General features: G+C 66.5%; 9 protein-coding genes and 1 riboswitch. Of the genes, 7 read left to right on the plus strand and 2 right to left on the minus strand.

Translation table 11 applies throughout. The features are described from left to right. The first annotated feature begins 30 nt into the window (after positions 1 to 30). The 3 genes from ACNJYD_RS00550 to cysN are packed head-to-tail and all read left to right on the plus strand — an operon-like array spanning position 31 to position 3,913. The gene (locus ACNJYD_RS00550) at positions 31 to 1,050 is read left to right on the plus strand and encodes a sulfotransferase family protein (protein WP_439365053.1); all 1,020 of its coding nucleotides are present in this window, start codon (positions 31 to 33) and stop codon (positions 1,048 to 1,050) included. Positions 1,051 to 1,055: 5 nt separating this feature from the next. After that, complete coding sequence (cysD, locus tag ACNJYD_RS00555) at positions 1,056 to 2,018, plus strand: sulfate adenylyltransferase subunit CysD (RefSeq protein WP_439367561.1); 963 nt, start codon at positions 1,056 to 1,058, stop codon at positions 2,016 to 2,018. Continuing rightward, on the plus strand, positions 2,018 to 3,913 hold the full coding sequence (gene cysN / locus ACNJYD_RS00560; protein ID WP_439365054.1) for a sulfate adenylyltransferase subunit CysN: 1,896 nt from the start codon (positions 2,018 to 2,020) through the stop codon (positions 3,911 to 3,913). The genes cysD and cysN overlap by 1 nt, the downstream gene beginning before the upstream one ends. Before the next feature lie 40 nt (positions 3,914 to 3,953). On the opposite strand, the gene ACNJYD_RS00565 is transcribed toward cysN, so the two are convergent. Beyond that, entirely contained in the window at positions 3,954 to 4,157 is a 204-nt protein-coding gene (locus ACNJYD_RS00565; RefSeq protein WP_172787866.1) for a DUF1674 domain-containing protein, read from the minus strand. A 188-nt stretch (positions 4,158 to 4,345) separates the two neighbouring features. Between ACNJYD_RS00565 and ACNJYD_RS00570 the strand changes: the two genes are divergently transcribed. The 3 genes from ACNJYD_RS00570 (at position 4,346) to purH (ending at position 9,326) form a co-directional block, all read left to right on the plus strand. Beyond that, complete coding sequence (locus ACNJYD_RS00570) at positions 4,346 to 5,692, plus strand: RsmB/NOP family class I SAM-dependent RNA methyltransferase (RefSeq protein WP_439365055.1); 1,347 nt, start codon at positions 4,346 to 4,348, stop codon at positions 5,690 to 5,692. Between the two features lie 157 nt (positions 5,693 to 5,849). Continuing rightward, entirely contained in the window at positions 5,850 to 7,568 is a 1,719-nt protein-coding gene (locus tag ACNJYD_RS00575) for a heparinase II/III family protein (RefSeq protein ID WP_212257894.1), read from the plus strand. Positions 7,569 to 7,627: 59 nt separating this feature from the next. Continuing rightward, positions 7,628 to 7,709: riboswitch (ZMP/ZTP riboswitch) on the plus strand. Between the two features lie 24 nt (positions 7,710 to 7,733). Continuing rightward, on the plus strand, positions 7,734 to 9,326 hold the full coding sequence (gene purH, locus ACNJYD_RS00580; protein ID WP_439365056.1) for a bifunctional phosphoribosylaminoimidazolecarboxamide formyltransferase/IMP cyclohydrolase: 1,593 nt from the start codon (positions 7,734 to 7,736) through the stop codon (positions 9,324 to 9,326). A gap of 193 nt (positions 9,327 to 9,519) precedes the next feature. On the opposite strand, the gene ACNJYD_RS00585 is transcribed toward purH, so the two are convergent. Beyond that, a complete protein-coding gene (locus ACNJYD_RS00585) occupies positions 9,520 to 10,905 on the minus strand; it encodes an MFS transporter (RefSeq protein WP_439365057.1) in 1,386 nt (461 codons plus the stop codon). A 101-nt stretch (positions 10,906 to 11,006) separates the two neighbouring features. Here ACNJYD_RS00585 and ggt point away from each other — a divergent pair, with 101 nt between their 5' ends. After that, positions 11,007 to 12,758: a gamma-glutamyltransferase gene (gene ggt, locus ACNJYD_RS00590; RefSeq protein ID WP_439365058.1), complete on the plus strand. Its 1,752-nt coding sequence runs from the start codon at positions 11,007 to 11,009 to the stop codon at positions 12,756 to 12,758. The last annotated feature ends 17 nt before the right edge of the window (positions 12,759 to 12,775 follow it).

The raw sequence follows: 12,775 nt of genomic DNA on the forward strand, positions 1-12,775 counted from the left end.
TTGCGGAACCACTAGAGTGAGCTCCCCCATATGAACATCGACGGGACTTTCCCCGATTCGCTCCAACGAATCGCCGATCTGATTCGGCAACAGCACGGCTCCCTCGATACTTTGCCGCTTTCGCCGGTCGGCGAATTCCAGACCAGGACCGTCACGCTTGAGAGCTTGATGCGCGAGGTCACCGGGTGCCTTGCGGAGAATTTCCGGCATCGCCCGGCGCAAGACTTCCCGATGCTTTATTTTGCATGCGGCAAGGCTCGTGTCGGCTCGACGGCTCTGAGCAATCTGTTCGGCATGACGGGGATGCCGTCATATTACCAGCCGCTGAAGGCGATCTTGCGCGACACGCTCGTCGGCCGCCCGCTGACGCCCTGGATCGTTCCATCAGCCACCGACGAGCCGCACATCTTCAGCAAGGAAACGATCGGGCCCTACGTGCTTGCCGAGAGCCTGTTCAATCCGTTGCAGCTCTTGATCGAAGCGGGCTATCCGCGGCACCGGCTCCATCTCATCATGCTTGATCGGGAGCCGGCGAGTTCGCTGGCGTCGTGGCTCGACAAGCTGATCTCGCGCGCGCCAGCAGACGTGTTGCTGCGGCACTATGTGGTCGCAGCGCTCAGCGCGGCTCGGATCTCTAGCTACGCCGAGCGGCAGGGCGTTCCCGTCACTCACTACGTCTACGAGGTGAGCAAGGAGGCTTTGTCGTCCGTGCGCGTCTTGTTCGACCGCCTCGGACTGTCCGGCAGCTTTACCGAGAATGCCGTGACGTCGTGGCGGGAGCCCGGACAAATGGAGGCGAACAACGCGCGCGTCATCTTCCCGAGCGAAGCGGCGATCTACAAGGTGCCCAATCTGCACACCTCCGACAGCGCCTATCGCTACCAGCGCCGCGCGACGGCCTCTCTCAGCGAAGCTCAGCTCGAAACTCTCGAGCGCTGTGGGGTCAATGAATCCTATCGCACCTCCGTTGCGGCCTGCGCTCGCGATCTCGGCCTGAATACGGCGATGTCGGCGCGACTGTTCGGCGATTGGTTTGCTGCGGCCGCTTGATGAGCATGCTGGACATCTCCACGACCGCCAGATCCGCCCTCCCTGAAAGGGCCGGCGGCAAGCAGCTTCACGTCACAAGCCATCTCCGACGGCTGGAGGCGGAAAGCATCCACATCCTGCGAGAGACGGCGGCCGAGTTCCGCAAGCCGGTCATGCTGTATTCGATCGGGAAGGATTCGTCGGTGCTGCTGCATCTGGCGATGAAGGCCTTTGATCCCGGCAAGCCGCCGTTTCCGCTGCTGCATGTCGATACGACGTGGAAGTTTCGCGAGATGATCGCGTTTCGGGACCGACGCGCGCGCGAGCTCGGCCTCGACCTGATCGTCCATACCAACGCTGACGGATTGAGCCAGGGCATCGACCCTTTCACCCACGGCTCGGCCCGCTACACCGACGTCATGAAGACGCAAGCGCTGCGACAGGCGCTGGACCTCCACGGCTTCGACGCCGCGATCGGAGGCGCGCGGCGCGACGAGGAGAAGTCGCGCGCCAAGGAGCGCGTGTTCTCGCACCGCAGCGCTGCGCATCGCTGGGATCCGAAGAACCAGCGGCCGGAGCTGTGGGGCCTGTACAACACGAGGCTCGCGCCCGGCGAGAGCATGCGGGTGTTTCCACTGTCGAACTGGACCGAGATCGACGTGTGGGACTACATCCTGCTCGAGGACATCCCGATCGTTCCGCTCTATCTCGCAGCTTCGCGCCCCGTGGTCGAGCGCGACGGCGCGTTGATCATGGTGGACGACGACCGGATGCCGCTCCAGCCTGGCGAAGAGCCGCAATGGCGCTCCGTCAGGTTTCGCACCCTCGGCTGCTATCCCCTCACCGGCGCAACGAGCTCAACGGCGGCAACGCTGCCCGAGATCGTGCAGGAGATGATGGCATCGCGCACCTCCGAACGACAGGGACGCATGATCGACCGGGACAGTCCCGCATCGATGGAGCGCAAGAAGGCGGAAGGTTATTTCTGATGTCCTATCACGAGGCACCGACGATCGCCGCGACCGATGCGCCGCGGCTCGAGCATGACGATCGGCCGACTCTGCGTTTCGTCACCTGCGGCAGCGTCGACGACGGCAAGAGCACGCTGGTCGGCCGGCTGCTCTACGATTCGAAGACGCTGCTCGACGACCAGCTCGACGCGCTCGCCTCGGAGAGCAAGACCGCCGGAACCACCGGCGGCGACCTCGACTTCGCGCTGCTGGTCGACGGGTTGCAGGCCGAGCGCGAGCAGGGCATCACCATCGACGTGGCCTACCGCTTCTTCGCCACGAAGCTGCGCCGCTTCATCGTCGCCGACACGCCGGGACATGCGCAATATACCCGCAACATGGCGACCGGTGCCTCCAATGCCGACCTCGCCGTGGTGCTGGTCGACGCGCGCAAGGGCGTGATCACGCAGACGCGGCGCCACAGCCACATCCTGTCGCTGCTCGGCATCCGCCACGTCGTGCTCGCCGTGAACAAGATGGACCTGATCGGATTCGACGGTGATCGCTTCGCTTCCATCACCGCCGAATACCTGACTTTGGCCGGCCAGCTCGGGATCTCCCAGGTCCAGTGCATCCCGGTCGTGGCGCCCGACGGCGACAACATCGTCGCCGCGAGCACGCGCATGCCCTGGTACACGGGGCCGACCATTACGGCCTATCTGGAATCCGTGGACGCGGCCGGGGACGCCTCGCAGCAGCCGTTCCGGCTGCCGGTGCAATGGGTGAGCCGGCCGCATGCGGATTTTCGCGGCTTCTGCGGACGGATCGCGAGCGGGACGATCGCGGTGGGCGATGCAGTCCGCGCGCAGCCGTCGGGACACCAGACCCGCATCGCACGCATTCTCACGCCCGCCGGCGAACACAATCACGCAGGGCCGGGCGAGTCCATCACCCTCACGCTCGCCGACGAGATCGACGTCAGTCGCGGCGACGTGCTGACCGCCGGATCTGCCGCGCCGGTGTCGGACCAGCTCGCGGCCCATCTCGTCTGGTTCGATGACGAAGCCATGGTCGCCGGCCGGCGCTATCTGCTCCGGTGCGGCGCCGCCTCGACCGGCGCGGTGATCACGACGCTCAAGCACCGGGTCGCCATCGACACCAGGGCGCGGGAAGGCGCCACCACGCTCGACGTCAACGAGATCGGCTATGTCCATCTCGATCTCGACCGGCCGCTGGTGTTCGAGGCCTATCGCGACAACCGCGACATGGGCAGCTTCATCCTGATCGACCCGATCAGCCATCGCACCGCCGCGGCTGGAATGATCGACATGTCGCTCCGCCACGCCACCAACGTTCATTGGCAGCGGCTTGCGGTCGACAAATCCGTGCGAGCCCGGCTGAAGCAGCAACGGCCCTGCGTGCTCTGGTTCACGGGGCTGAGCGGCGCCGGCAAATCGACCATCGCCAATCTCGTCGACAGCCGGCTTGCCGAGCTCGGGCGCCATGCCGCGTTGCTCGATGGCGACAATCTTCGTCACGGCATCAACCGCGACCTCGGCTTTTCCAATGCGGAGAGAACGGAGAACGTCAGGCGCGTCGCGGAGATCGCGGCACTGTTCGTCGATGCCGGCTTGATCGCGCTGGTGGCGCTGATCTCGCCGTTTCGCAGTGAGCGCGAGCTGGCCCGCCAGCGGCTCGAGGCGGGTGAGTTCATCGAGATCCACGTCGCGACGCCGCTTGCCGAATGCGAGCGCCGCGATCCCAAGGGGCTCTATCGCAAGGCCCGGGCGGGCGAGCTGCCGGCATTCACCGGCATCGATCATCCCTACGAAGCGCCGCTGGCACCGGACATCACCCTCGACACCTCGGAGCTGTCGAGCGAGGCGGCCTGCGAACGCATCATCCGCTACTTGCGAGAGCACAATTACCTGTGACGACCGGGACGAGCCATGCCGGCGTTATCCGACCGCAAGTTCAGAAGTCGGAAGCGATGCCCTTGCGCTCCCAATCGCCGTAGCGGGTGGGCTCGGGCCCCTGCGGACCCTGCAACTCCTTCGCCTTGACCTCGGCCTCGTTCTTGGCCTGGGCGGCCGCAGCCTGCCGGCGCGCCTCGGCCTCGGCCAGCGCACGCTGGGCGGCCGGCGACAGCGGCTTGCGATCGGGAACGGGGTCACTCATCGCCGCGCGTTCTAGCGCAGGACCGGGCGTAACGCGATGCCCAATAACGCATTCCTGAAATCGGCTCGGAGCGCTGAAAAACCCGCAAGCGATTCTTACATTTGGCATATTCGCGTGTCAGAGATCGAGTTCTCAAGGCATGCGCCCATTGCGGCGGAACTGCCGCTCGTTCAGAACCTTGCTTCCGCATGCCATCTCAACGTTTCGTCCCTCCGTCCGAAGTGCCCGGCCTTGCGGCGCGACGGATTGCCGCCGACATCGTCGACGGCGTGCTGCACAAGCACCGCACGCTCGACGACCAGCTCGACGGCGGCGGTGCCCATCCCGGACTGAAGACGCTGGCCGACCGCGACCGCGCGCTGATGCGGCGCCTGGTCGCCACCGTGCTGCGCCGGCTCGGCACGCTCGGCCATGTGCTGTCCCGCCTGCTCGACAAGGGCATCCCCTCCGAAGCGCCGCGGGCGCAGAGCGCACTTCTGATCGGAGCCGCGCAAATCCTTTGGATGGACGTGCCGGATCACGCCGCGGTCGACCTCTCCGTTCGCCTCGTGCAATCCGACCGCCGCGCCGCGCGCTATGCCGGCCTCGTCAATGCCGTGCTGCGCCGCTGCGCGCGCGAGGGCAAGGCGCTGGTCGAGGAGGTCGCGACGCAATCGCTGGATCTGCCGCCATGGCTGCTCGCGCGCTGGAGCGCGCATTATGGCGAGGCGACCGCACGCGACATGGCATCCGCGCTCGGCCACGAGCCTTCGCTCGATCTCACGGTGAAATCGGATCCCGCGCAATGGGCGAGCCGCCTGCATGGCGAGACGCTGCCGACGGGAACGGTGCGGATGCTGCTGCACGGTGCGGTGACCATGCTGCCCGGCTTCGCCGAAGGACAATGGTGGGTGCAGGACGCCGCCGCCGCGCTACCGGCGCGGCTGTTCGGCGACGTCAAGGGCAAGTCCATTGCCGATCTCTGCGCCGCCCCCGGCGGCAAGACCGCGCAGCTGGCGCTATCAGGCGCGCATGTGACGGCGATCGACCGCTCGCCCGCGCGGGTGGCGCGTTTGCGCGAAAACCTGACGCGGCTGTCGCTGCAGGCCGAGACCGTCGTCGCTGACGCCGTCGAATGGGCCGGCCCGGCCGAGGCATTCGACGGTATTCTGATCGATGCGCCCTGCACCTCCACCGGCACGATCCGCCGGCATCCCGACGTCGCATGGCTGCGGCAGGAATCCGACATCGCCCCCCTGGCCGCGCTCCAGCAGCGGCTGCTGAAGAAATCCGTCTCGCTGCTCAAGCCGGGCGGGACACTGGTCTATTGCACCTGTTCACTGGAACCCGAGGAGGGCGAGCAGGCGGTGGCGGCGCTGCTCGCCGCCGAGCCCGCGCTTCGCCGCGCCCCAATCATGGCCTCGGAGGTTGCGGACCTCGGCGAAATCCTCAACCGGGACGGCGATCTGCGTACCCTGCCCTGCCATCTCCCGAACGCCGATCCCAGGCTCGGCGGGCTCGACGGATTTTTCGCGGCCCGGCTCGTTAAATCCTGATTTTGCACTGGATTTTGCGACCACGACGCTGATTCGCGCCGTTCAAGGTGGTGTCAGACGTCCGATTTTGGGATTAATAAGGATTCGTCACTGATCCTCTCCCCCATCAAGGCAAGGCGTGTCGGTCGCTCAACGCAGACGTATCTCGACGCTGGTCATGAACCGCTTCGCGCGGAACATGCTCGCGCGCGCGAGCGGCGGTTCCGTTGCGCTGTCGCGGGTCTGGCCCGGCCGCACCGACCGGCTGATCATCGCTCCGCATGACCTGCGCACCGCGGACGCGACCCGAGCCGCCGAGATCTATGCCGGCCGCTTCGTCTTCGCCGGCAAGATCGTCAATTGCCACGGCCGCTCGATCTTCGATCTCGAGCCGCCGTCCGAGGATTGGGAGGTTGCGCTGCTCGGCTTCGGCTGGCTGCGGCATTTGCGCGCCGCCGACACGGCGCTGACGCGGGCGAATGCGCGCGCACTCATCGAGGACTGGATCGGCAACCCCGCCAACAAGCGCCGTCCCGTCGCACGCCGCGCCGATGTGCTGGCGCGGCGCGTGATCTCGCTGCTGTCGCAGGCGCCGCTGGTGCTGAACGAGACCGACAACAAGTTCTACCGCCGCTACTTGCGCGCCCTCGCGCGCGAGATCCGCTTCCTGCGCTACACCATGGTCGACATTCCGGACGGGGTGCCGAAGCTGCAGGTGCTGATCGCGCTGTGCTATGCGTCCCTGTGCCTCGCCAACCAGACACGTCATATCCGCACCGCCTCGAAGAAGCTGTCCGACGAATTGCAGCGGCAGATCCTTCCCGATGGCGGCCACATCTCGCGTAATCCGGGCGCGCTGATCGAACTCCTGATCGACCTCTTGCCGCTGCGGCAGACTTTTGCTGCGCGCAACATCGCGCCGCCGCCGGCGCTGCTCAATGCGATCGACCGCATGATGCCGATGCTGCGCTTTTTCCGGCACGGCGACGGCAATTTCGCCCTGTTCAACGGCATGAGCGCGACGTCTTCGGACCTGCTCGCGACGCTGCTCGCCTATGACGACACCCACGGCGCGCCGATGGCGAACATGCCGCATACCGGCTTTCAGCGCCTCGATGCCGGCCAGACCACCGTCATCATCGACACCGGCCCGCCGCCGCCGGCGGGCGTCAGCCACGACGCCCATGCCGGCTGTCTGTCGTTCGAGCTGTCCTCCGGCATCAGCCGCATCGTCACCAATTGCGGCATGCCGACCACGGGCCGCGACAATTGGCGGCCCTTCGCGCGCAGCACGGCGGCGCATTCGACGCTGACCTATCACGAGACGTCGTCATGCCAGTTCGTCGAGATGTCGGCGATGAAGCGGCTCCTGCACGGCGCGCCCGTCACCAGCGGCCCGGTCGAGGTCGAGAGCTATCGCGAGGTCGTGCAGAACGGCACGCTGCTCACGACCTCGCATGACGGCTATCTCGGCAAGTTCGGCGCGATCCACCGCCGCGTGCTGATGATCGCCAATGACGGGGCGCGCATCGACGGCGAGGACACGCTGTCGCCGCCGCAGGGCGGACGCTTCAAAGGCGCCGATGCCGATTTCGCGCTGCGCTTCCATCTGCATCCGGCGGTGAAGGCGAGCCGGCTGTCGGATGCGCGCGGCGTCATGCTGGTGCTGCCGAACCGCGACGTCTGGACCTTCGAGGCATTGGACGACAAGGTCGATCTCGAGGACAGCGTATTCCTGGCCGGCAATGACGGCCCGCGCCGCACCGCCCAGATCGTGATCCGTCAGAACGCCCGCCAGGCCCCCTCGATCCGCTGGAGCTTTGTCCGCTCCACCGCCTCGCCCGCGGTAACCAATGCCCGCCGCAACGCCCGGCGCGAGCCGGAACTTCCGTTGTAAACAGGCGCGATCCGGCCCCATCTACCCGTTGAGAGCGAGGCCAAAAGCTGCTATCGAGCGCTCGCTCGCGCGACTGGCGACCTTGGATGGAGCACCATCGGGAAGCGCGGGACGTATCCGCCGCGCGCCTGGGCATAGACACTCCCTGAACAGAGGATCTTGCTCATGACTGATCATCCCCGCCGCGTCACCCGCGCTCTCCTTTCCGTCTCCGACAAGACCGGCCTGATCGAGTTCGCCAAGGCGCTTGCCGCGCACGATGTCGAGCTGGTCTCGACCGGCGGCACCGCCAAAGCGATCGCCGCGGCCGGCCTCAAGGTGAAGGACGTCTCCGAGCTGACCGGCTTTCCCGAGATGATGGACGGCCGCGTCAAGACGCTGCATCCGAAGGTGCATGGCGGCCTGCTCGCGATCCGCGACAACAAGGACCATGCGGAGGCGATGAAGGCGCACGGCATCGCGCCGATCGACCTGCTCGTCGTCAATCTCTATCCGTTCGAAGCGACCGTCGACAAAGGCGCGGGCTTCGAGGATTGCATCGAGAACATCGACATCGGCGGCCCCGCGATGATCCGCGCCGCTGCGAAGAACCATGACGACGTCGCCGTCGTGGTCGAGGCGCAGGACTATCAGGCCGTGCTCGACGAGCTCGCCGCCAACAAGGGTGCGACCACGCTGGGCTTGCGCCGTCGGCTGGCCGCAAAGGCCTATGCGCGCACCGCGGCCTATGACGCCGCAATCTCCAACTGGTTCAACCGTCAGCTCGAGATCGACGCGCCCGACTTCCGCGCTTTCGGCGGCCGGCTGATCCAGTCGCTGCGCTACGGCGAGAATCCGCACCAGAGTGCCGCATTCTATGCGACCCCGGACAGGCGCCCGGGCGTCTCCACCGCGCGGCAGCTCCAGGGCAAGGAGCTCTCCTACAACAACATCAACGACACCGATGCGGCCTATGAATGCATCGGCGAGTTCGACGCCAAGCGCACCGCGGCCTGCGTCATCGTCAAGCACGCCAATCCCTGTGGCGTCGCCGAAGGACCGAACCTCGTCGAGGCCTATCGCCGCGCGCTGGCCTGCGATTCGACGTCCGCGTTCGGCGGCATCATCGCGATGAACCGTCCGCTCGATGCCGACACCGCGCGCGAGATCACCAAGATCTTCACCGAGGTCATCATCGCGCCCGATGCCAGCGACGAAGCGATCGCCATCATCGGCGGCAAGAAGAACCTCCGCCTGCTGCTTGCCGGCAGCCTGCCCGATCCGCGAGCGCAGGGCCTGACCGCCAAGACGGTGGCCGGCGGTCTGCTGGTGCAGAGCCGTGACAACGCGGTCGTCGACGACATGACGTTCAAGGTGGTGACCAAGCGCGCGCCGACCGACGCAGAGATGCGCGACCTGAAGTTCGCGTTCCGGGTCGCAAAGCACGTCAAGTCCAACACCATCATCTATGCCAAGGATCTCGCCACCGTCGGTATCGGCGCGGGCCAGATGAGCCGGGTGGATTCCGCGCGGATCGCGGCGCGCAAGGCGCAGGATGCTGCTAGCGAGCTGAAGCTCGCCGAGCCGCTCACCAAGGGTTCGGTGGTCGCCTCGGATGCGTTCTTCCCGTTCGCCGACGGGATGCTCGCCTGCATCGAAGCCGGCGCCACCGCCGTGGTGCAGCCTGGCGGCTCCATGCGCGACGACGAGGTGATCAAGGCCGCCGACGAGCACGGCATCGCCATGGTGTTCACGGGAACGCGGCACTTCAGGCATTGACACGATCTGCCGAGCGGGCTGCAAGAGCTACGACGATCCTGTCGATCTCGTCATTGCGAGCCAACGGGTCCGCGCGAAGCGCGGCCCGATGACAGGCTCCGCGAAGCAATCTAGAATCTTTCCGCAGAGGAAGTCTGGATTGCTTCGTCGCTTCGCTCCTCGCAATGACAGGGGGTGAGATCGCGTAGTGTGGCTAATCCCGCACCCGCATCAACAGCCCGAGACCCGCGACGAAGAACACGACCAGCACGGCCATGCCGGCCTTCTGGCTGGCGGTCAGCGCGGTGACCATGCCGATCAGGAGCGGGCCGATGAAGGACGTCACCTTCCCGGTCAGCGCGAACAGGCCGAAATACTGCGCGATGCGGTCCTTCGGTGCGAGGTGGATCAGCAACGTGCGGGAAGCGGCCTGGAGCGGGCCGCCAGCTGCACCGATCAGGCAGCCCAGCACGAGATAGGCGCGCTCGGCCGCACTCGAGAACAGGGGAGCGCCTGCTTGCGGCGGCGCCGTCTTGACGAACAGGACACTGTCCTTGTCGACCAGAAGAATCGCGGCCACCGACAGCAGCAGGACCAGCAGGCTGCCGGCGATGACGCGCTTCGGCCCGAGACGATCATCCAGCTTGCCGCCGAGCCAGGCGCCCAACGCGCCGGCAATCGCGAGCATGATGCCGAACGTCCCGATCTGGATCGTATGCCAGCCGAAGGTGCCGGCGGCATAGATGCCGCCGAAGGCGAACAGCGACACCAGACCATCGGTGTAGATCATGTTGGCGAGCAGGAATGCCGCGAGCGATTTCTGCCTCGGCAGACTCTCGATCGACTGCTTCAGTTCCGACAGACCCTCGCGTAGCGCCTCGCGCAACGGCCGCTTCGCCGGGTAATCCGGCGTGAACAGGAACATCGGCGTCACGAAGATGATGAACCACAGCGCGGTCAGCGGGCCGGCGGCACGGTCGCCCTGATGCGTGACGGGATCGAGCCCGAACAACGGCGTGAAGCCGAGCAGCGTGCGGCCGGTCTCGGGATTGGCAGCGAGGAAGCCGAGCACGATAATCAGGCTGACGATGCCGCCGATGTAGCCCGTGGCCCAGCCGGTGCCGGAGAGCCGGCCGATCCGCTCCGGTGGCACCAGGGTCGGCATCATCGCATTGTTGAAGACGGTGGCGAATTCTGCACCGATGCTGGCGAGCGCCACCGCAGTGAGCAGCGGGGGAATGACGGCGGCATCGCCCGGCTTGCCGATCCACAGCGTGCAGGACGCCAGCACCAGAACCGCACCGAACCCCGCGATCCACGGTTTCCTGCGGCCGGCGGCGTCGGCGATCGCTCCCAGCACCGGCGACAGCAGCGCGATCGCAAGGCCCGCCGCAGCCATCGCAAAGCCCCACAGCGACTGCCCGGTGGCGGGATTTGGTGCCACGCTGGTCGCGAAATAGGGCGCGAACACGAAGGTCGTGATCAGCGTGAAATAGGGCTGCGCAGCCCAATCGAAGAAGATCCAGCTGACGACGGCAGCGCGCGGCGGGTAGGACCGCGGCGCGCCAGCCATACGCAGATCCGGGGCGATCGTCGTCATGACGCAGTCCTCATCACGAACAGTTTTGTCTCTCTCGGCGCAAACCGTATAGCATTACCGAGACAGCTGTGAACCGGGTCGAGCGTGCGACGGTAATTTCGATGATGTCGTCATATACAACACGGCGAACCTTTTTCGCGATCGTCGCCAGTCTGGCGTTCGCTCTCACGCCGGCGGCCGCTCAGGACGCGCGGTCGGGCTATGTCCCGCCGGCACGCGATGCGGTGCGGGCCGTCGCCGCCGAGCACGGCATGGTGGTGGCGCAGGAGAAGATCTCCGCGCAGATCGGCGCCGACATCCTGCGGCGCGGCGGCAATGCGATCGACGCCGCGGTCGCCACCGGCTTTGCGATGGCGGTGACCTATCCGCGCGCCGGCAATATCGGCGGCGGCGGCTTCATGGTGATCCATTCCGCCGACCGCAATGAAGACATCACGCTCGACTATCGCGAGACCGCGCCGGCCGCGACCACGCCGCAGATCTTCCTCGGCGCCGACGGCAAGCCTGACACGACGAAGTCACGGGATTCCGCGCTCGGCATCGGCGTGCCCGGCACCGTCGCGGGCTTCGCCCTCGCGCTCGACAAATACGGCTCGGGTCAGTTCACGCTGGCGCAACTGCTGGCGCCCGCGATCGCGCTCGCACGCGACGGCTTCATCGTCAGCGACGACATGGCCGATACGCTGCCGAGCTGGCACCCGCGGCTGGCGCGCTGGCCTTCCTCGGCCAAGCTATTCTCGCGTCCGGATGGCACGCCGCTGGGCGAAGGCGATCGGCTGGTGCAGGGCGATCTCGCCGAAACGCTGGCAGCCGTCGCCGCGCAGGGGCCGCGCGGATTCTACGAGGGGCCGGTCGCCGATAAACTCGCGAAGGCCGTGACCGATGCCGGCGGCATCATGACGCCGGCCGACCTCAAGGCCTATCAGCCGGTCGTCCGCACGCCGGTGCGCGGCAGCTATCGCGGCTATGACATCGTCTCGATGCCGCTGCCTTCGTCCGGCGGCGTCGTGCTGATGGAGACGCTCAACATCCTCGAAGGCTTTCCTATTGCCGATCTGAAGCAGGGATCGGCGGCGTCGCTGCATCTCTTGATCGAAGCCATGAAGCGCGCCTATGCCGACCGCGCCCGCCATCTCGGCGATCCCGCCTTCGTCAACGCGCCGATCGAGACCCTCATTGCGAAGGACTACGCCGCCAAGCTGCGCGCGGGTATTTCCCCCGAACGCGCTACGCCCTCGAAGGAGCTCGTGGCCGCTTCTGCCACGCCGCGTGAGGGCAGCAACACCACGCATTTTTCCGTCGTCGATGCGCGTGGCAACGCCGTCAGCAACACTTACACGCTGAACTTCAGCTACGGCGTCGGCCTGGTCGCCGACGGCACCGGCGTGCTGCTGAACAACGAGCTTGACGATTTCACCGCGGCAGTCGGCGCCTCCAATGCCTATGGACTCGTCGGCTTCGAAGCGAATTTGCCCGGACCCGGTAAGCGGCCGCTGTCGTCGATGTCACCGACCATCGTGCTGAAGGACGGCAAGCCGGTGCTGGTGACGGGCTCGCCCGGCGGCAGCCGCATCATCTCCACCGTGCTCCAGGTGATCGTGAACGTGCTCGACTACAAGATGGATGTTGCGGCCGCCGTGGCAACGCCGCGGCTGCACCATCAATGGCTGCCGGATGAAGTGCGCCTCGAGCGCGGCTTTCCCGAGGGCGTGCTGCTCGAGCTGAAGGCGATGGGGCACCTCGTCGTCGAGCCGATGGGGCAGACATCGGCCAACTCGATTCTGGTGACGCCAAACGGGCCACTCGGCGCAGCCGATCTGCGCACGCGCGGCGCGGAGGCGGCGGGGCAGTAACTGCTTCCGGAATGACG

Source organism: Bradyrhizobium sp. SPXBL-02 (genome assembly GCF_051853065.1).
Lineage (GTDB): Bacteria > Pseudomonadota > Alphaproteobacteria > Rhizobiales > Xanthobacteraceae > Bradyrhizobium.

Coding starts and splice junctions, on each gene's coding strand:
- cysD (WP_439367561.1), top strand. CDS start 1,056: ATGCTGGACATCTCCACGACCGCCAGATCCGCCCTCCCTGAAAGGGCC.
- ACNJYD_RS00570 (WP_439365055.1), top strand. CDS start 4,346: ATGCCATCTCAACGTTTCGTCCCTCCGTCCGAAGTGCCCGGCCTTGCG.
- purH (WP_439365056.1), top strand. CDS start 7,734: ATGACTGATCATCCCCGCCGCGTCACCCGCGCTCTCCTTTCCGTCTCC.
- cysN (WP_439365054.1), top strand. CDS start 2,018: ATGTCCTATCACGAGGCACCGACGATCGCCGCGACCGATGCGCCGCGG.
- ACNJYD_RS00575 (WP_212257894.1), top strand. CDS start 5,850: ATGAACCGCTTCGCGCGGAACATGCTCGCGCGCGCGAGCGGCGGTTCC.
- ACNJYD_RS00550 (WP_439365053.1), top strand. CDS start 31: ATGAACATCGACGGGACTTTCCCCGATTCGCTCCAACGAATCGCCGAT.
- ggt (WP_439365058.1), top strand. CDS start 11,007: ATGATGTCGTCATATACAACACGGCGAACCTTTTTCGCGATCGTCGCC.
- ACNJYD_RS00565 (WP_172787866.1), bottom strand. CDS start 4,157: ATGAGTGACCCCGTTCCCGATCGCAAGCCGCTGTCGCCGGCCGCCCAG.
- ACNJYD_RS00585 (WP_439365057.1), bottom strand. CDS start 10,905: ATGACGACGATCGCCCCGGATCTGCGTATGGCTGGCGCGCCGCGGTCC.